This window comes from Lentzea sp. DG1S-22 (assembly GCF_036321065.1).
In the GTDB taxonomy this organism is placed as follows: Bacteria; Actinomycetota; Actinomycetes; order Mycobacteriales; family Pseudonocardiaceae; genus Lentzea; species Lentzea jiangxiensis.
Genome location: NZ_CP143276.1, coordinates 5,094,605 through 5,111,714, shown reverse-complemented (window position 1 = coordinate 5,111,714; position 17,110 = coordinate 5,094,605). Strand labels below are relative to the sequence as shown.

22 protein-coding genes are annotated in these 17,110 nt (G+C 70.8%); 14 read left to right on the top strand and 8 right to left on the bottom strand.

The window, feature by feature from the left end:
* Positions 1-63: 63 nt before the first annotated feature.
* From V1227_RS23500 to V1227_RS23485, 4 genes are all read left to right on the top strand, one after another.
* Positions 64-222, top strand: coding sequence for a hypothetical protein (locus tag V1227_RS23500; protein ID WP_170067890.1), 159 nt, complete (start codon positions 64-66; stop codon positions 220-222).
* Between the two features lie 65 nt (positions 223-287).
* The gene (locus tag V1227_RS23495) at positions 288-848 is read left to right on the top strand and encodes a PH domain-containing protein (RefSeq protein WP_329787705.1); all 561 of its coding nucleotides are present in this window, start codon (positions 288-290) and stop codon (positions 846-848) included.
* A gap of 36 nt (positions 849-884) precedes the next feature.
* On the top strand, positions 885-1,742 hold the full coding sequence (locus V1227_RS23490; RefSeq protein WP_442916353.1) for a PHP domain-containing protein: 858 nt from the start codon (positions 885-887) through the stop codon (positions 1,740-1,742).
* 11 nt (positions 1,743-1,753) lie between these two features.
* The gene (locus tag V1227_RS23485; RefSeq protein WP_281199641.1) at positions 1,754-2,368 is read left to right on the top strand and encodes a MarC family protein; all 615 of its coding nucleotides are present in this window, start codon (positions 1,754-1,756) and stop codon (positions 2,366-2,368) included.
* On the opposite strand, the gene V1227_RS23480 is transcribed toward V1227_RS23485, so the two are convergent.
* On the bottom strand, positions 2,365-2,667 hold the full coding sequence (locus V1227_RS23480) for an ArsC/Spx/MgsR family protein (RefSeq protein WP_329787704.1): 303 nt from the start codon (positions 2,665-2,667) through the stop codon (positions 2,365-2,367). The genes V1227_RS23485 and V1227_RS23480 overlap by 4 nt on opposite strands.
* 42 nt (positions 2,668-2,709) lie before the next feature.
* On the opposite strand from V1227_RS23480, the gene V1227_RS23475 reads away from it, so the two are divergent.
* Both V1227_RS23475 and V1227_RS23470 read left to right on the top strand, forming a co-directional pair.
* Positions 2,710-3,549 (top strand): RecB family exonuclease, encoded by an 840-nt coding sequence (locus tag V1227_RS23475; RefSeq protein WP_329787703.1) that lies wholly within the window; start codon positions 2,710-2,712, stop codon positions 3,547-3,549.
* Between the two features lie 170 nt (positions 3,550-3,719).
* A complete protein-coding gene (locus V1227_RS23470) occupies positions 3,720-4,022 on the top strand; it encodes a hypothetical protein (protein WP_090099661.1) in 303 nt (100 codons plus the stop codon).
* Here V1227_RS23470 and V1227_RS23465 read toward each other — a convergent pair.
* From V1227_RS23465 to V1227_RS23450, 4 genes are read right to left on the bottom strand one after another with little or no spacing between them, the layout of a single operon-like run.
* Positions 4,019-4,147 (bottom strand): hypothetical protein, encoded by a 129-nt coding sequence (locus V1227_RS23465; protein WP_329787702.1) that lies wholly within the window; start codon positions 4,145-4,147, stop codon positions 4,019-4,021. The two genes, V1227_RS23470 and V1227_RS23465, sit on opposite strands and share 4 nt — an antisense overlap.
* Positions 4,148-4,182: 35 nt before the next feature.
* Positions 4,183-5,061 carry an alpha/beta fold hydrolase gene (locus tag V1227_RS23460; protein ID WP_329787701.1) on the bottom strand — a complete coding sequence of 293 codons (879 nt, stop codon included), beginning with the start codon at positions 5,059-5,061 and terminating at the stop codon, positions 4,183-4,185.
* Positions 5,062-5,069: 8 nt separating this feature from the next.
* A complete protein-coding gene (locus V1227_RS23455) occupies positions 5,070-6,413 on the bottom strand; it encodes an Rv3212 family protein (protein WP_329787700.1) in 1,344 nt (447 codons plus the stop codon).
* Positions 6,414-6,418: 5 nt separating this feature from the next.
* Positions 6,419-8,047, bottom strand: a complete 1,629-nt coding sequence (locus V1227_RS23450; RefSeq protein ID WP_329787699.1) for a DEAD/DEAH box helicase — start codon at positions 8,045-8,047, stop codon at positions 6,419-6,421.
* 319 nt (positions 8,048-8,366) lie between these two features.
* Here V1227_RS23450 and V1227_RS23445 point away from each other — a divergent pair, with 319 nt between their 5' ends.
* The gene (locus V1227_RS23445) at positions 8,367-9,008 is read left to right on the top strand and encodes a ferritin-like fold-containing protein (protein ID WP_329787698.1); all 642 of its coding nucleotides are present in this window, start codon (positions 8,367-8,369) and stop codon (positions 9,006-9,008) included.
* Between the two features lie 43 nt (positions 9,009-9,051).
* Positions 9,052-9,276, top strand: a complete 225-nt coding sequence (locus V1227_RS23440; RefSeq protein ID WP_329794090.1) for a DUF3107 domain-containing protein — start codon at positions 9,052-9,054, stop codon at positions 9,274-9,276.
* 66 nt (positions 9,277-9,342) lie between these two features.
* Here V1227_RS23440 and V1227_RS23435 read toward each other — a convergent pair whose 3' ends face one another.
* The gene (locus tag V1227_RS23435) at positions 9,343-9,657 is read right to left on the bottom strand and encodes a DUF4873 domain-containing protein (RefSeq protein ID WP_329787697.1); all 315 of its coding nucleotides are present in this window, start codon (positions 9,655-9,657) and stop codon (positions 9,343-9,345) included.
* Positions 9,657-10,340, bottom strand: a complete 684-nt coding sequence (locus V1227_RS23430) for a TetR/AcrR family transcriptional regulator (RefSeq protein ID WP_090099646.1) — start codon at positions 10,338-10,340, stop codon at positions 9,657-9,659. The genes V1227_RS23435 and V1227_RS23430 overlap by 1 nt, the downstream gene beginning before the upstream one ends.
* Positions 10,341-10,401: 61 nt before the next feature.
* Between V1227_RS23430 and V1227_RS23425 the strand changes: the two genes are divergently transcribed.
* Both V1227_RS23425 and V1227_RS23420 read left to right on the top strand, forming a co-directional pair.
* Positions 10,402-11,289, top strand: a complete 888-nt coding sequence (locus V1227_RS23425) for an AurF N-oxygenase family protein (protein WP_329787696.1) — start codon at positions 10,402-10,404, stop codon at positions 11,287-11,289.
* Positions 11,262-12,044 (top strand): alpha/beta fold hydrolase, encoded by a 783-nt coding sequence (locus V1227_RS23420; RefSeq protein WP_329787695.1) that lies wholly within the window; start codon positions 11,262-11,264, stop codon positions 12,042-12,044. The genes V1227_RS23425 and V1227_RS23420 overlap by 28 nt, the downstream gene beginning before the upstream one ends.
* 57 nt (positions 12,045-12,101) lie before the next feature.
* On the opposite strand, the gene V1227_RS23415 is transcribed toward V1227_RS23420, so the two are convergent.
* Positions 12,102-12,731, bottom strand: a complete 630-nt coding sequence (locus V1227_RS23415; protein WP_090099643.1) for a TetR/AcrR family transcriptional regulator — start codon at positions 12,729-12,731, stop codon at positions 12,102-12,104.
* Positions 12,732-12,855: 124 nt separating this feature from the next.
* Between V1227_RS23415 and V1227_RS23410 the strand changes: the two genes are divergently transcribed.
* From V1227_RS23410 to V1227_RS23395, 4 genes are all read left to right on the top strand, one after another.
* Entirely contained in the window at positions 12,856-13,812 is a 957-nt protein-coding gene (locus V1227_RS23410) for an alpha/beta fold hydrolase (protein ID WP_442916545.1), read from the top strand.
* A 40-nt stretch (positions 13,813-13,852) separates the two neighbouring features.
* Positions 13,853-14,845, top strand: a complete 993-nt coding sequence (locus V1227_RS23405; RefSeq protein WP_329787693.1) for a DUF3152 domain-containing protein — start codon at positions 13,853-13,855, stop codon at positions 14,843-14,845.
* Positions 14,846-14,924: 79 nt separating this feature from the next.
* Positions 14,925-16,097 (top strand): adenylyltransferase/sulfurtransferase MoeZ, encoded by a 1,173-nt coding sequence (gene moeZ, locus V1227_RS23400; RefSeq protein ID WP_090099641.1) that lies wholly within the window; start codon positions 14,925-14,927, stop codon positions 16,095-16,097.
* A gap of 132 nt (positions 16,098-16,229) precedes the next feature.
* Positions 16,230-17,027, top strand: coding sequence for a TIGR02569 family protein (locus V1227_RS23395; protein WP_329787692.1), 798 nt, complete (start codon positions 16,230-16,232; stop codon positions 17,025-17,027).
* Positions 17,028-17,110 lie beyond the last annotated feature (83 nt).

Here is a 17,110-nt window from a genome sequence, read left to right as displayed (position 1 = left end):
AATGGTGCTGTACAACGGTCACGAACGGCGCCAAACGGGTGCGACGCGGACGGGGTGGACACCGTGAACTTGAAGAAGATTCTCACTTTCGCTGGAATCGCCTTGCTGCTCTTCTTCCTTATCGCAGAGCCCCAGCAGGCGGCCCAACTGGTGCAGAACATCCTCAACTCGCTCCGAACTGCGGCTGAGGCCCTGATCACCTTCGTGCGACAATTGTTCTAGTCCCCGACGGCTGAACCGGGGCAGGGACAGGGCACTGGCTGGCACCAGGAAAGGGCTGGTAGCGCATGTTCGCACCACGTGATCCGGACGACTACCTGCTGTCGAGCGAGCGTCGGGTCATCCGGGTGCGCAGGCACTGGTCCTACCTGATCTGGGACGTCCTGGAGGGGGCGGCACTGCTCGCCGGCTTCATGATGATCTCGTACCTGCTCCCGGCGGACGCCGCGGTGCTGCAGAACGTGCTGTGGTACGGAGCGCTGCTCGTCCTGTTGCGGCTCTCCTACTTCATCATCGAGTGGTGGGTCGAGCGCATCGTCGTCACCGACAAGCGCTTCATGCTGACGTCGGGCGTCTTCGAGACCAAGGTCGCGATGATGCCCATCAGCAAGGTCACCGACCTCACCTACGAGCGCACCGTGGGCGGGCGCATGCTCGGCTACGGCACGCTGATCGTGGAGTCCGCAGGTCAGATCCAGGCGCTGAACCGCCTGGAGTACCTGCCGGACCCCGAGGAGGTCTACGACGCCATCTCGGAGCTGACCTTCGGCGACAAGAAGGCCCAGGCCGAGCGCTTCTCGATGATCAAGGCCCAGCGCGCCGCGCGCGGGAAGAAGATGGTCCCGTAACACCGGTCGTGCACCACGTCGTCCACACTGGACGACGTGGTCATCGATCTGCACACCCATTCGTCCGAGTCCGACGGCACCGACAGCCCTGCCGAACTGGTGAGGGCTGCGGCGCAAGCCGGGCTCGACGCGGTGGCGATCACCGACCACGACACGGCGGCCGGGTGGGCCGAGGCCGCGGCCGCGCTGCCTCCCGGCCTGCGGCTCGTGCGCGGCGCGGAGCTGTCGTGCTCCTCGGCTGACGGCTACGGCCGCACCATCACGGTTCATCTGCTGGCGTACCTCTACGACCCGACGCACGCCATGCTGATGAAGGAGCAGTCGCGGCTGCGCGAGGAACGGCGCACCCGGCTGCAGAAGATGGCCGAGATGATGCAGGCCGACGGCTTCCCGATCGACCCGGTCGACCTCATGTCCCGGCTGCCCTTCGACGCGCCGGCCGGTCGCCCGCACCTCGCCCAGGCGCTGATCCGCGCCGGGGTCGTCTCGTCCGTCGACGAGGCCTTCGCGACGTTCCTGACCGGCGGCCAGTACTACGTGGGCCGCACGGACACCCCCGTCGAGCGCGCGATCGAGATGATCACCGAGGCGGGCGGCGTCACGGTGCTCGCCCACCCGTTCGCCCACTCCCGCGGCCCCGTCGTGGCGCCCGCCGTGGTGCGGTCGCTGGCCGAGGCCGGCCTGGCGGGCGTCGAGGTCGACCACCCGGACCACGACCCCGAGACGCGCCGGTCGTTGCGGCTGCTGGCCGACGAGCTCGGGTTGATCGTCACCGGGTCGAGTGACTACCACGGCACGAACAAGACGGTGCGGCTCGGCGCCGAGACGACGGCGCCGGAGATGCTGGATGCTCTGGCGGCGAGGGCGACAGGCGGCGAGATCCTCGTCGGATAGGCGGTGTCGGAGTGTTCAACCTGCGGCTGTTCGTCGAGGCCTCGATCACGTTGCTGGTGATCATGGACCCGCCCGGCACCGTTCCCGTGTTCCTCGGGCTGGTGGGCCGCAAGTCGCGCGACGCGCGGAAGAGGGCGGCGCGGCAGGGCGTGCTGGTGTCGTTCCTGGTGATCACGCTGTTCGCGGTCGCGGGCAACTCGATCCTCGCGTACATGCACATCGGCATCCCCGCCCTGCAGGGCGCGGGCGGGTTGCTGTTGCTGCTGATCGCCCTCGACCTGCTGACCGGCAAGGGCGCGACGAACCACCCCGAGGTCGAGGACGTCAACATCGCCCTGGTGCCGCTGGGCACGCCGTTGCTGGCCGGACCGGGCGCCATCGCCGCGACGATCGTGTTCGTGCGGCAGGCCGACGGCGCCTGGGGCTCCTACCTCGCGCTGGCCGCAGCGATCGTGGCCGTGCACCTAGTGCTGCTGGGGACGCTGCGGTCCGCCGGCCTGCTGATCAAGGTGTTCAAGGAGAGCGGCATCCTGCTGATGGCCAAGATCGCCGGTCTGCTGCTGGCCGCGATCGCCGTGCAGCTCGTCGCGTCGTCGGTGCAGGGCTTCATCACCTCGGGCGTCTAGCGCTCGATGTGGGCCTTGTCGCCGTCGATGACGATCGGGCGTTCGATCAGGATCGGGTTGGCGACCATGTGCGCGATCCACTTCGCGCGGTCGTGCTCGAGGGCCGCGGGGTAGGCGGCTTCCCCGGTGCGCGCGATCTCCCAGGGCTGCTTGCCGAGCTTGGTGAGGACCTCGTCGAGCTCCGCGGCGGTGGGGACGTCGTCGAGGTAGCGGCGTTCGGTGTGCTCGACGCCCTCGTCGTCGAGGCGTTGCTTGGCGGCGCGGCTCTTGGAGCAGCGCGGGTTGTGCCAGATCTCCATGCGGCTCATTTTCTGTCAGGGGTGCTGAGTAACTTGGTTGGGGTGGAACAACTCGGCTTCGACTTCGGCACCGCGGCACCGCGTCGGCTCGTGCGCGTCACGCCCGCGAAGCTCGCGACGTGGACGGACTGCCCGCGTCGCTTCCGGATGACGTACCTAGACCGCCCCACACCTCCACGAGGTGGCGCGTGGGCCCACAACACCCTCGGTGCCGTGGTGCACAACGCGTTGAAGGCGCTCTTCGACCTGCCGGTGGAGCGCCGCACGCCGGACCAGGCCGTGGCGCTGGTGAACCGCCAGTGGAAGTCCGAGGGTTTCCGCGACGCCGACCAGGCCGCCGAGTACCGCGAGCGCGCCCGCGGCTGGGTCCACGAGTACGTCTCGAACCTGGACGTCGACTTCGAGCCGCTCGGCGTCGAGCGCTGGGTGTCCTCGCCGACCGAGCGCATCGTGGCCGAGGGCCGGGTCGACCGCATCGACCAGCGCGACGGCGAGCTGGTGATCGTCGACTACAAGACGGGCCGCCACGTCCTGACGGCGGACGACGCCCGCGGCTCGCAGGCCCTGGCCCTGTACGCGCTCGCCGCCCGCCGCACGCTGCGCAAACCGTGCCGCCGCGTCGAGCTGCACCACCTGCCGTCGGGGTCGGTGGCGGTGTGGGAGCACACGGAGGAGTCGCTGGCGCGGCACGTCCGGCGGGCGGAGGAGGCGGCGGACGAGATCGACCTGGCCACGGAGACGTTGAAGGCCGGTGGCGACCGGGAGGTGCTGTTCCCGCCGGTGACGGGGCGGCAGTGCCAGTGGTGCGACTTCCGGCGGAGTTGCCCGGAGGGGCAGGCGGCGGCGCCTTCGCTGGACCCCTGGGCGCTGCTGGCGCCGTAGCCGGTGATCGGCTGCGCGCCGGTGGAACGGCTCGGCGGACGCACCTGAGGGGTCGGTGCCCAGGCCTCGACTCCGGAGGGGTGACCGGCGTGCGGCTTTTGCCGTAGTCGCCGGAGACGCCGGTCGGGTCCTGACCGGCCGCCGGTCGCCGGACCCGTAGGGTGGCGGGAGTGGAAGTGGAAGCAGCGAAGCGGCCGTCGCGGACCTACGGAATCCTGCGCGCTGTGAGCGGTGTGCTCGCGGTGGGCATGGTGCTGCTCGCCCTCGGGAACATCGGCGTCCAGTTCTACGCGAACTCGCGTGACCTGCCGGGGCCCGGCACGTTGTCGGTGGTCGCCCACGTGGTGGCGGCGTTGTTCGTGGTCGCCGGGCAGGTCGTCGCCGACCGGTACGCGGACTGGAGGGCGCCGCTGGCGTCGTTCGGCGTGCTCGTGGTGAGCGGTGCGACGCTGTGGACGTTCTGGTGGGCCTAGCGGGGGCCGCGGTGGGGACCGGGAGCCTGGGCACGGCGACGGCACCTCGGGACCATGCGGTCGGCGAACCGGCGGCGGGCCACCGCGTTGGCGAGACCGGCCGCGATGAACGACGAAGCGGCCATCGGCGGCTTCGTGCTGCGCCGTGCTGACGGCCTGACTACGACGTGAGCCAGGCCCGCCACGTCGGCAGCAGCGTGTCCACGAGTGCCTGCGGCGCCTCGGTGTTCGGCGAGTGCATCACGCCGGGCAGCACGGCGAAGTCCGCGTCCAGCCGCTCGGCCATGTCGCGCTGGACGGCCGGGCTCCACGCGTCGTCCGCGTCGCCGCACACCACCAGGCACGGCGTGCCCGACGAGCGGAGCGTGCGGGCGAGCTTGGCGACCTGGTCCGGTTCCTCGCGCAGGCCGTTGCTCATCCCGAGCAGCGCCGCGGCGGACGACCGGAGGAACCTGGTGCGGTAGAAGTCCTTCAGCTCCTGCGGCAGCGCGGCGTAGGCCGGGTTCTGCCGGGAGCGCAGCTCGTTCAGCTTCTGGGTGCCCTCGACGCCCTGCTCGGCCAGCACGTGCTCGCCGACCTCCAGCACCGTGCGGCGCTCACCCGCGGGCAGCTCCGCCGGGCCGGACGACATCAGCGTGAGACCCGCGACCGGAGCTCCCGCGAACACCGCCGCCCGCGCCACCAGGCCGCCGTAGGAGTGGCCGAGCAGCAGCACCCTCCGGCCGTCCGCGGCGATCTTCCCGGCCAGTTCGGCGACCACCGAGCCCAGCGGGCCCGGCAGGTAGAGCGACTCGTCGTCGGGGCCCTGCGAGTCCTGCTGGCCCGGCAGGTCGATCGCGACCACCTCGAACCCCTCGTCCGAGATCAGGTCGATCATCGGCGCGAAGTCCTCTTTGGAGCCCGTGTAGCCGGGCACGAGCAGTGCCGTCGCGCGCATCGCGTCGTCGCCCACCGCGGGCGCGCGCAACGCCCCGATCGTGCCGTAACGGCCCGGGAGGTCGGCGCGCTGTGCCCGGTGGGGGCTGATCTGCGAGTGCACGAGCAGAACTATCGCAGCGCGACCAGGGTTCCGCCACGCTGCTCGAGCACGACGGGACCCGCTGTGGCCAGCTGCACGGGGCCGGTGTGGCCCTCGCGGTTCACCCTGATCGTGCCCACGACCTCGCCGGTGGCCTGCTCGTGGACCCGCAGGCCGTTCTCGACGGGCACCAGCAGGCGGCCCGCGAGCGTCGTGCCGGCGCCCAGCGTGCCCTGCGCGGTCCACAGTGGAGTGAGCGTCTCCCGCGAGAGCGCGATCGTGCGGGAACCGGTGAACCAGAAGACGTTCGTCTTGGTGGAGAACACCTGTGTCACGTGGTTCGCCGGATCCGCGAAGTCGGCCTCGGGCACGTCGAGCGGCACCTCGGTGACCTGGTTGCCGGTCTCGGAGTCGAAGACGAGCAACCGGCCCGGCTTCGGCACCGCCACGGCGAACAGCTTCTCCGTCACGGCCACGAGCTGCACGTTCGCACCGCCGGTGAGCACGCTGGCGAACACCTTGGGCTCGTCGGACTTGTCCGGGTTCGGCTTGAGCACGGTGACGCGGTCCGAGGCGTCCTCCGGGCAGCGCTCGACGACCGCGAACTTGCCCGTCGTGACGACCACCGAGCCGTAGGCGCAGCCGACGCGCGGCTGCTTGTTCGGGTTCACGATCGCGCGCAGGCCGCCGAACTCGAGCGAGCGCACCAGGTCGTCGCGCCGGTAGACCTCGAGGAACTTCGAGCCGGTGGTGATGAGGTGCGAGCCCTCGTTGAGCAGTGCCGTGCCCGGTTCCGCGTCGCCGTTGCGCTGCGCCTTCCGCTCGCCGGTGACACCGTCGAGCGAGGTGAGCTCGGAGCAGTTGGTGCCCTTGGAGTACAGGGCCATCGCCCGGCCCCACGCCGTGCTCACCACGCACAGCGGCAGGTCGCGCCGGTACGTCCACCGCACGTCGCCGGTCAGCGGGTCGCGGCCGTTGACCTCGCCGCCGTCGCCGGTGACGACCGTGGACGGCTTCTCCTCGCCGGTCTCCTTCGACGCGGTCTGCACGACCACGGGCGACTGCGAGGCACCGCTGCGCGCACGCCAGACCTCGGCGAGCGACGGCGGCAACGACGTCACCTCGGGCAGCTGCTCCCACGACGACGGCCCGGTGACCGACGTCGTGGCGCGAGCATCGCTGAACGCCCAGGTCAGGACGGACGCGACGAGCGCGGCGACCGCGATCAGCGCGACCGCGAGGAAGTCGCGGCGGGTGCGCCACGACCGCGCGGGCGGGCGTTCCTCGACGGGCCCGGGACCGGAGTCGGGCTCGTGCGCGGGCTCGTCGAGGACGTCCTCGATGTCGGTGACGTCGGAACCGGGGGACGACATGGTGATCAGTCTGCCGAAGGAGCGGCCTGTTCGGCAGAGGAACGGCTGCGACGGCGCCTGCGCGGCTTGTCGGAGGCCTGCTTGTCGGCGGACTCCGGTGCGCCGGACTCCGCCTGCGCGCCGTCCTGCGGCACGCCGCCGCGGCTGCGCGTGCGGGACCGGGAGCGCTTCGGCCTGGTCTCCTCGCTCGCCTCCGCGGCCTGCTCGGCACCGCCGCGGGTGGAGCCGGTGCGACGGCGGCGCTTGCGCTTGCCGGTGTCGAGCTGCTCCTCCTCCTCGGCGTCGAGGCCCGCGCGGGTGCGGTGGCTCAGCGGCAGCCGGCCGGTCGAGCCGGACGGGATGCCCAGGTCGGCGAAGAGGTGCTCGGACGTGGAGTACGTCTCCACCGGCAGCGGCGCGCCGAGGCCGAGCAGGTCGTCGACCACCTTCCAGCGGTTCGTCTCGTCCCAGTCGACGAACGTGACCGCGATGCCCATGCGCCCGGCACGGCCCGTGCGGCCGATGCGGTGGACGTAGGTCTTCTCGTCCTCGGGGCACTGGTAGTTGATGACGTGCGTCACGTCGTCGATGTCGATGCCGCGCGCCGCCACGTCCGTGGCGACCAGCACGTCCACCTTGCCGGCGCGGAACGCCCGCAGCGCCTTCTCGCGCGCGCCCTGACCCAGGTCGCCGTGCACGGCGGCCGCGGCGAACCCGCGCTCGGTCAGGTCGTCGGCGACCTTCTGCGCCGTCCGCTTGGTGCGCGCGAAGACCATCGTCAGGCCGCGGTCGCGCGCCTGCAGCACGCGGGCCAGCATCTCCGGCTTGTCCATCGAGTGCGCGCGGTAGACGAACTGCGAGATGTTCTCGTGCGTCTGCGGAGCGTTGTTCTCCTCCGCGCGGATGTGCGTCGGCTGGTTCAGGAACGTGCGGGCCAGCGTGATGATCGGGCCGGGCATCGTCGCGCTGAACAGCATCGTCTGGCGCTGGTCGGGGACCATGGTCAGGATGCGCTCGATGTCGGGCAGGAAGCCCAGGTCGAGCATCTCGTCGGCCTCGTCCAGCACGAGCATGCGGACCTTGCCGAGGACCAGGTGGCGCTGTTCGGCCAGGTCGAGCAGGCGGCCGGGCGTGCCGATCACGACGTCGACGCCCTTGCGCAGCTGCGCGATCTGCCGCTCGTACGGGATGCCGCCGTAGATCGCGGCGACCTGCAGGTCCAGGTGCTTCCCCGCGTCGGTGAGGTCGTGCGCGACCTGGAGGCACAGCTCACGGGTCGGGACCACCACCAGGGCCTGCGGGGTGCCGTCACCGGGCGACTCGACGCGGTGCAGCAGCGGCACGCCGAACCCGAGGGTCTTGCCGGTGCCGGTGCGCGCCTGGCCGATGACGTCGTCGCCGGCGAGCGCGATGGGGAGCGTCAGCTCCTGGATGGCGAAGGTGCGTTCGATGCCCGCTTCGCCGAGCGCCTTGACGATCTCGTCGCGCACTCCGAGCTCGGCGAACGTGGGGGAGGTGTGCTCGACCGGGGCGTCTGCCAGCAGCGGGTGCGAGGTGTCTTCTTCGGGGACGCCGGCTTCGCTGTGCTCCAGGAGAACCGGGTCCAGATGTGCTTCTACTTCAGCGGTCAGGGTGATCAGCCTCTCTCGTACCAAGCGCGTACGAGCCCCTGCCGGGCCTCTCGACCGCGCTAGATGAGCAGCTGCGGGAAAGGTGTACGCGCACCATTTCTGCGCCGCGCAGCGTGGTCGTCACACTCGTCACGCCGGGCGTCCACCCCCATTCTACCTGGCCAGAGCCGATTGACCACCTCGTGCGGCGAATCCGGTCCCCTTCGGCCGTTCGCGGCGCCCGGCAGGACGCCTCGTGACACCGCCCCTCACGCCTCCATGTGGCGGATGCGGCGGCGCCACGATTCGTCCGTCCGACCGCGTCGATCAGCCGATGCGGCTCGCCGCACTAGAGTTCGGTCCCATGGGTGTTGCGGAGGGTGTTGTCGATCTTCTGGGAGCGCTCGCCTACGGCGAGCTCTCGGCTTTCGACCGGATGGCGGAGGACTCGCGCACGGCGCCGACCTTGGCGGGACGCGCGGCGCTCGCCCAGGTGGCCGCCGCGGAGATCGGGCACTTCACGCTGTTGCAGAAGCACCTGGCCGCCGAGGGCATCGCCGTCGAGGACGCGATGGCGCCGTTCGTGAAGGGCTTCGACGCGTTCCACGAGTCGACGAGCCCCAAGTCGTGGCTCGAGTCGCTCGTGAAGGCGTACGTGGGTGACGGTCTCGCGGCCGACTTCTACCGCGAGATCGCCGAGTGGCTGGACGCGCCGACCAAGGAGCTGGTGCTCCACGTGCTCGCCGACACGGGGCACTCGGCGTTCGCTGAGCGCGAAGTCCTGGCCGCCGTCGAGACCGATCCGCGGGTCCGCGACCGGCTCGCGCTGTGGGGCAGGCGGCTGCTCGGCGAGGCGTTGACGCAGGCCCAGTACGTGGTGGCGGAGCGGGACGGGCTCGCGGAGCTGATCATCAGGGGGTCCGGGGACCTCGCCGGGATCGGCCAGCTGTTCCGCCGTCTCCAGCAGTCGCACGCGCGGCGCATGACGCAGCTGGGCTTGGGCTAGGTAGGCTCGGCCGTAGATTTTTCTCTTGAGCACGGAGGTCAGCGTGGAGGTCAGGATCGGCGTCGCGGACAGCGGGCGGGAACTCGTCGTGACCAGTGAGCTCAGCCCGGCCGAGGTCGAGGGCCTGGTGGCCGACGCGGTGTCCGGCAAGTCCGCCGTGCTGTCGCTGGTGGACGCCAAGGGTGCGCGGTTCGTCGTGCCCGCTGGCCGCGTCGCGTACGTGGAGATCGGGCCGCAGGACTCGCGCAAGGTCGGGTTCGGCGCCTAGGTTCGCAGAACGCGGGAGCCCCGGTCGGCAGCTGCCGACCGGGGCTCCCGCATGTCGGGGGACGGCTCAGTGGCCGGCCGGTTCCTCGATCTTGTACGGCGGTGTGGAGGTGCCGCCGACGCGGTAGCGGCCCCACGGGTCCTGGTCGGTGAGCGTGCCCTCGGCCTGCCCGGTGGGCGTGCGCAGCAGCGCGGTCCGCGCGCCGCCTTCGACCCGGCTCGTGACGTCGTCGTTGGCCTTCACGCGGCCGTACCAGTGGTAGCGGCCGTCGATCGGCTGGAAGTAGCCGCGCAGCTCGACCTCGACCGCGACCTCGTCGGAGCCGAAGACGAGGGTGGCCTCGCCGGTGTAGCCCTCTTCGTCGTGCTCGTGCTCGCTCATCAGTCCACCAATCGCAGAGGGGTGAGGGGCTTGGCCGGGTCCGCCTGCACGCCCGCCGAGCGCAGCAGCCCGTCGATCGCGTGCCAGATGATCGTGGCGAGGTAGTCGCTGAGGTTCTCGCGGGACATCGTCTGGCGGTCGAGCCACCAGTCGCCCGCGTTCTGCACCATGCCGACGAGCGCGTGCGCCCACGGTTCGGCGCCGCCGGAGTCCATGTCGAAGGCGCGCAGGTAGTCGCCGAGGATGCGGGCGAGGGTGGTCGCGATGAGGTTCTTGTCCTCGGCCACGACGTCCTTCTCGACCGGGCGGTCGACGAAGGAGCCCTTCACGACGAACCGGTAGAGGTTCGGGTTCTCCTCGATCACCGACAGGTAGGCGTCGACGATGCCCTCGATGCGGGCGCGGATCGGGCCGTCGGCGACGAGTGCCGGGCCCATCCGGTCCATCAGCAGCTCGGTGGCCTTCTGGCCCACCGCGAGGTACAGGTCGGACTTGTCGGTGAAGTGCCGGTAGAGCACGGGCTTGCTGACGCCCGCCTCCGCGGCCACGTCCTCCATGCCGACGTCGGGGCCCTTCCTGGCCACGGCGGCGATCGTGGCCTCCACGAACTCCGCCCTGCGCTGCTCGCGATGACCCTTCCACCGCTCCCGTCGCGCGTCCGGCCCCTTGACAGTGCGTGCCATGTGACGCACGCTACCAGAAGTAACCGTTACCTCAAGTAACACCTACCGGGGAGGGGCACCGATGAGGGTCGCCGATCGGGAGAAGACAGCGGAGAGGCTGCTCAAGTCGTCCGCCGAGAAGTTCTACGACCCCGAGGTGGACATCGACTGGTCCGCACCTCTGGCCGACGGGCTCTTCTACATCCCTGAACAGCGCATTTCGCTCTACGGCACGCCTCTTTACGACTCGCTCACCCAGGAGCAGCGCGTCGAGCTGTCCAAGCACGAGCTGGCGTCCATCGCGTCCGTGGGCCTGTGGTTCGAGCTGCTGCTCATGCAGATGCTCGTGAAGGTCGTCTACAACAGCGACCCGACCACGAGGCACGCCCAGTACGCGCTGACCGAGGTCGCGGACGAGTGCCGGCACTCCACGATGTTCGCGCGCCTGGTGGAACGCGTCGGCTGCCCCGCGTACGGCCCGACGAAGCACACGCACCGCCTGGGCAAGCTGCTGCCGATCATCGGCTACGGCCCGGCCATGTACGGCTCGATCCTGGTCGCCGAGGAGATCCTCGACCGGCTGCAGCGCGAGGCGATGAACGACGAGACCGTCCAGCCGATCGTGCGGATGGTGAACCGCATCCACGTGCTGGAGGAGGCCCGCCACGTGCGGTTCGCCCGCGAGGAGCTGCAGCGCGGCATGGCCGGGCTCAAGGGCTACGAGAAGCCCTACCAGAAGTGGCTCATCGGGTACGTGTCGATGATGATCACCCGCGCGATCATCAACCCGCGGGTCTACGCGGCGGTCGGGCTGGACGTGCGCGAGGCGCACCGCCAGGCGCTGGCCAACCCGAAGTTCCAGGAGACCATCCGCTGGTCGGGGGAGCGGATCATGTCGTTCCTGGACGAGGCCGGACTCGTCGGGAAGCCGGGGATGCGCTCGTGGCGCCGCTCGTTCTTGGTCGGCTGAACGTCGTCACGTCCGGGGACCCCGCCTCGGACGTGACCGCGGTGCTGCTGCACGGCTGGACCATGGACCTCACGACGTGGGACCGCGTGGCGGCGGCGTTGCCGGGCCGCGTGGTCCGCTACGACGTGCGCGGGCACGGGCGTTCGGCCGGCGGGACCGGGACGATCTCGGAGCTGGCCGACGACCTGGCCGCGGTGCTGGAGGAGTGCGCGCCCACCGGGCGGGTCGTGCTCGCCGGGCACTCGCTGGGCGGCATGACGATCATGGCTCTGGCGGAGCAGCGGCCCGAGCTGTTCTCCCGCGTGTCCGGGGTGGCGCTGATCGCCACCTCGTGCGGGGACCTGCCGCCGCTGCGGGCGGTGGAGCGGCTGGCCGGGAGGTGGCTGCTGAAGAGGTCCAAGGTCGGGTTCGGGCGGGTGATCGCGCCCGGGCTCCGGGTGACGTTCGGGCGGCGGCCGCGGTGGGCCGACGTCCGTGCCGCGGCCGCCATGGCCGGGAACACCTCGTGCGAGGCGTTCGTCGGGATCCGGGAGGAGCTGACGCTGCACCAGCGGCGCGAGGCGCTCTCGGTGCTGTCGGACATCCCCACCGCCGTCATGGCCGGTGCCTGGGACGTCCTGACGCCGCTGCGGCACTCGCGGGTGCTGGCCGACTCGCTGCCGAGCGCGGAGTTCGTGATCTACCCGAAGACGGGGCACATGCTGCCGCTCGAGCGCTCGGAGGACGTGGCCCGGCGGATCGCCGCGCTGATGTGAGACCGCCGGACACGTGAAAGGGCCCGCACCCGCGGGCCCTTTCACGTGTCAGCGTTGTCAGTGCTGCAGCGGGAAGCCGCCACCGATGCCGCGCCACGCCAGGTTGGAGATCAGCGCGACCGCTTCCTCCTTCGGCACCCGGCGGTTGTCCGCCAGCCACGACCGGGCGGTGACCTGCGAGAGGCCGACCAGGCCCACGGCGAGCAGGCGGGCGCGTTCCTCGTCCAGGCCAGCGTCCGCGGTGATGGTGTCGGTGATGGCGTCCACGGAGTCCGTGGTGGCGCGTTCGACCGCGGACTGCACGGCCGGCTCCGAGCGCAGGTCGGACTCGAAGACCATGCGGAAGGCCTGGCCCTCGCCGTCCACGAAGTCGTAGAAGGCGGCCACGGCGGCGCGCACGCGGAGCTTGTTGTCCGTCGTCGAGCCGATGGCGGTGCGCACCCGGCCGACCAGCTCGTCCACATGGGACTCGAGCAGCGCCATGTAGAGCTCGAGCTTGCCGGGGAAGTGCTGGTACAGCACGGGCTTGGACACGCCCGCGCGTTCGGCGATCTCGTCCATCGCCGCGGCGTGGTAACCGTTCGCGACGAACACGTCCTGCGCCGCTGCGAGCAGCTGCGCGCGGCGGGCGGTGCGCGGCAGTCGAACGCCCCTGCCTGCGGGTGCGCTCTGCGCCGTCTCCGTCATGGTGCCTCCAGCACGAGTGTTCCGGCCGTCGGACAGGGATTGCCAGACCGAGGCGTGAGCGCAACCTTACTCGCTGGTAGCGGCCTTCCGGGAACCATCTCGGCGTTCTTTCCCGCATCCTGGTCTGGTGAGCACCCTGATCCCCGTTCCGCTGTCCACGGTCGAACTGCCCCCGCTGGACACCTCCCAGACGCCATGGCCCGGTGAGTTCCAGCAGGTGGACGGCCACGAGGTGCACGTCAGGGTGACGCCGGGGAACGGGCCGCCCGCGGTCTACGTGCACGGGCTCGGTGGATCCGCGACGAACTGGACGGACCTCGCGGCCCAGCTGAAGGACCACGTCAGCGGCTACTCGATCGACCTGCCCGGGTTCGGCCGCTCCGAACCGATCCCCGGCTACGACTTCAGCCTGGCCACGCACGCGCGCACCGTCGTCAAGTACCTGGAAACGCTCTCACAGCCGGTGCACCTGTTCGGCAACTCCATGGGCGGCGCGATCTCGGTGGTCGTCGCCGCGACCAGGCCCGATCTCGTGAGGACGCTCACGCTGGTCTCCCCGGCCGTGCCGGACCTGCGGCCGCGCCTGGACCGCATGTCCGACCCGCGGATGGCCCTCGCGGTCCTGCCGGTCGTCGGCCCGCGGGTGCGCCGGGAGCTCGCGAAGCTGACCGCGCACCAGCGCACGCGGCAGATGCTCGAGCTGTGCTTCGCCGACCCGAGCCTGGTGCCGGACAACCGCATCGAGGAGTCGATCAAGGAGAACGAGGAGCGGGCCCGGCAGCACTGGGCGGGGCAGGCGCTCAACCGCAGCACGTTCGGCCTGATGCAGAGCTGGCTCACCCCCGGCGCGAAGTCGCTGTGGCGGCTGCTGCCGTCGGTCCAGGCGCCGACGCTGGTGCTCTGGGGCGAGAACGACCGGCTCGTGAGCGTGCGCAAGGGGCCGCGCACGGCGCGGCTGCTGCCGAAGGGGCGGCTGCTGGTGCTGCCCAGGACCGGCCACGTCGCCCAGATGGAGCGGCCCGCCACCGTCGCGAGGGCGGTGCTGGGCATGTGGGAGGCGGTCGACCGCCACTCGTGGTGACGGGCAACGGCCGTACGGGCGATGTGGGACCCTGGTCGACGTGAATCGCGCCCCCGAGCGAGGACGTAGTGCTCCGCCCGCCGACCGCTACCGCCGTGGCGAGCGGCGGACCAGTGCGGAACCACTCGCGGCCGCCTGGGAGCCGGAGGGCGCGCAGGCCCTGCGCAGGCCCCGCCAGAGCCGCGGTGTGAAGAAGCTCGTCGCCAGCTACGGCTGGCGCATCTACGCGATCCCGGTGCTCCTCGTGCTGACGGCGCTCGTGGTGCTCGACACGGTGCAGCCGCAGTCGCCCTCGTCCGGCACCACCGCCGGCACGAACGCCGAGACGCCCGTCAGCACGCCCGACGCGCCGCCGACCGAGGTGCCGGGCAAGAAGCCCGACCTGAAGATCCCGACCGCGGAACTGCCCGCGGGACCGGCGTTCTCCGAGGACGGCGTCGGCACGTTCAAGGTGATCGGGGGTGCGGGCCAGCGCGTCGGCGAGGGCAACGCGCCGAAGTTCCGCAAGTACGCGATCGCCATCGAGGACGGCGTGAAGCCCGCCGACTACAACGACGACGCGACCGCGTTCGCGCGCACGGTCGAGGGGATCCTGTCCGACCCGCGCAGCTGGATCGGCACCAAGCAGGTCGCGCTGCAGCGGGTCGAGGCGAACCAGAACCCGGACTTCGTGGTGTCGCTGGCCACGACGAAGACGTCGCACACGCTCTGCGGCAGGGAGATCCCGTTCGAGACCTCCTGCTACAACCCCGACCAGAAGCGCGTGATCATCAACGTCGCCCGCTGGGTGCGCGGAGCCATGGCCTACGGCTCCGACCTGGCCGGCTACCGCACGTACGTGATCAACCACGAGGTCGGGCACGCCCTGGGCAGCGGGCACGCGCCGTGCCCGGACAACGACGCGCCGGCACCCGTGATGATGCAGCAGACGTTCGGCGTCTCGAACGACTTCGTCTCGCAGCTCAACGCGGGTCAGGACGTCGTGCCCGCCGACGGCAAGGTCTGCAAGACCAACCCGTTTCCCGCAGGCTGAGACGGCTTTCCAACCGGGAAGAGTCGAGGCAGGGTAGACGTTGTCTCGGACACGGAGACATTCGTCGAGGAGGAGCAGCATGGCGCTTCCGCCGCTCGTTGAGCCAGCCGCGGAGCTGACCAAGGAAGAAGTAGCGCGCTACAGCCGGCACCTGATCATCCCGGACGTCGGGGTGGACGGGCAGAAGCGGCTGAAGAACGCGAAGGTGCTCGTCGTCGGCGCGGGCGGCCTCGGCAGCCCGGCACTGCTGTACCTGGCCGCGGCCGGGGTCGGCACGCTCGGCGTCGTGGACTTCGACGTCGTGGACGAGTCGAACCTGCAGCGGCAGGTGATCCACGGCCAGTCCGACGTCGGCCGCCCCAAGGCGGAGTCGGCGCGCGACTCGGTCGCCGAGATCAACCCGTTCGTCAAGGTCGTGCTCCACCAGACGCACCTCAACTCCGAGAACGCGCTGGAGATCTTCCGCGACTACGACCTGATCCTGGACGGCACGGACAACTTCGCCACGCGGTACCTGGTGAACGACGCCGCGGTGCTGCTGGGCAAGCCGTACGTCTGGGGCTCGATCTTCCGGTTCGAGGGCCAGGTCAGCGTCTTCTGGGAGGACGCCCCGAACGGCCAGGGCCTCAACTACCGCGACCTCTACCCGGAGCCGCCGCCTCCCGGCATGGTCCCCTCCTGCGCCGAGGGCGGCGTGCTGGGCGTGCTGTGCGCGTCCATCGGCTCGATCATGGTCACCGAGGCGATCAAGCTGCTCACGGGCATCGGCGACCCGCTGCTGGGCCGCCTGATGGTCTACGACGCGCTGGAGATGACCTACCGGACGATCAAGATCCGCAAGGACCCGGCGTCGCCGAAGATCACCGAGCTGATCGACTACGAGGCGTTCTGCGGGGTCGTGTCCACGGACGCGCAGCAGGCGGCCGCGGGCAACACGATCACGCCGCTCGAGCTCAAGCACAAGCAGGAGTCCGGTGAGGACTTCCTGCTGGTGGACGTCCGCGAGCCGCACGAGTACGAGATCGTGAAGATCCCGGGCTCGGTGCTCATCCCGAAGGACAGGATCCTCTCGGGCGAGGCGTTCTCGGAGCTGCCGCAGGACAAGCCGCTGGTGCTGCACTGCAAGTCCGGCGCCCGGTCCGCGGAGGCCCTCGCAGCGCTGCACAAGGCGGGTTTCTCCGACGCCGTGCACGTCGGTGGCGGCGTGCTGGCGTGGGCCCGCGAGGTCGACCCGAGCCTGCCCACGTACTAAGGGCTTGCGTGCGTTCGGGTGCTTCGGCGCCCGAACGCACGCACCGGTTGATGAGCTGTTCGGGTGGCGGCACGAACCGCGGCGTGTCGTGATCCACCACCCGGACGGTCCAAGCAGGTAGCGTGCCCGTCCGTGACCCGGTCCCCCGAACCGCCCCCAGCGCACGTGCGTGCGGCGTTCGGGGCACGTGACGCCGAACCAGAGCTGATCGACGGTGGCCCTGCGTGGCGGTGCGGCGACGCCACCATCCGACCCGCGCCGAGGCCCGCCGAGGCGACCTGGGTCGCCAAGACCCTCGACGGCCTCGACGTGCCGCACCTGCGCGTCGGCAGGCCGCTCAGGTCCACCGACGGCCGGTACGTCGTCGGCGGCTGGTCCGCCACCAAGTTCCTCGCCGGTCGCGCCGAGCCGCGGCACGACGAGGTGATCGCCGTCTCCCAGCGCCTGCACCAGGCCACGGCCGAGCTGCCCAAGCCCCGTTTCCTGGACGCGCGCACGGACGTGTTCGCCGTCGCCGACCGCAGGGCGTGGGGCGAGGTGGACGTGCCGCTCGACGCCGACCTCGGCGGCCGGCTCTTCGAACTGCTGGAGCAGGCGCAGAAACCGCTCAACCTCAAGCCGCAGGTCGTGCACGGCGACCTCTTCGGCAACGTGCTGTTCGCCGGCGACGCCCCGCCCGCCGTCATCGACTTCACCGCGTACTGGCGCCCCGCCGAGTGGGCCGCCGCCGTCGTCGCGGTCGACGCCGTCGCGTGGGGTGGCGCGGACTCCGGCCTGTTCCACCGCTGGAGCCACCAGGCCGAGTGGGAGCAGGTGCTGGTGCGCGCGATGCTGTTCCGCCTGGCCGTGCACGCGTTGCACCCGATGTCGACACCGCAGTCCTTCGCGGGCTTGGAACGAGCTGCTCACCACGTCACCGCCATGCTGTGAGCGGGGCAGTTTCCAGGTTCGAAACATTGCGGAGCACCGGGGTAACGCGGTTTTCTCTAGCGTCGACGGTGTGACCCATTGTC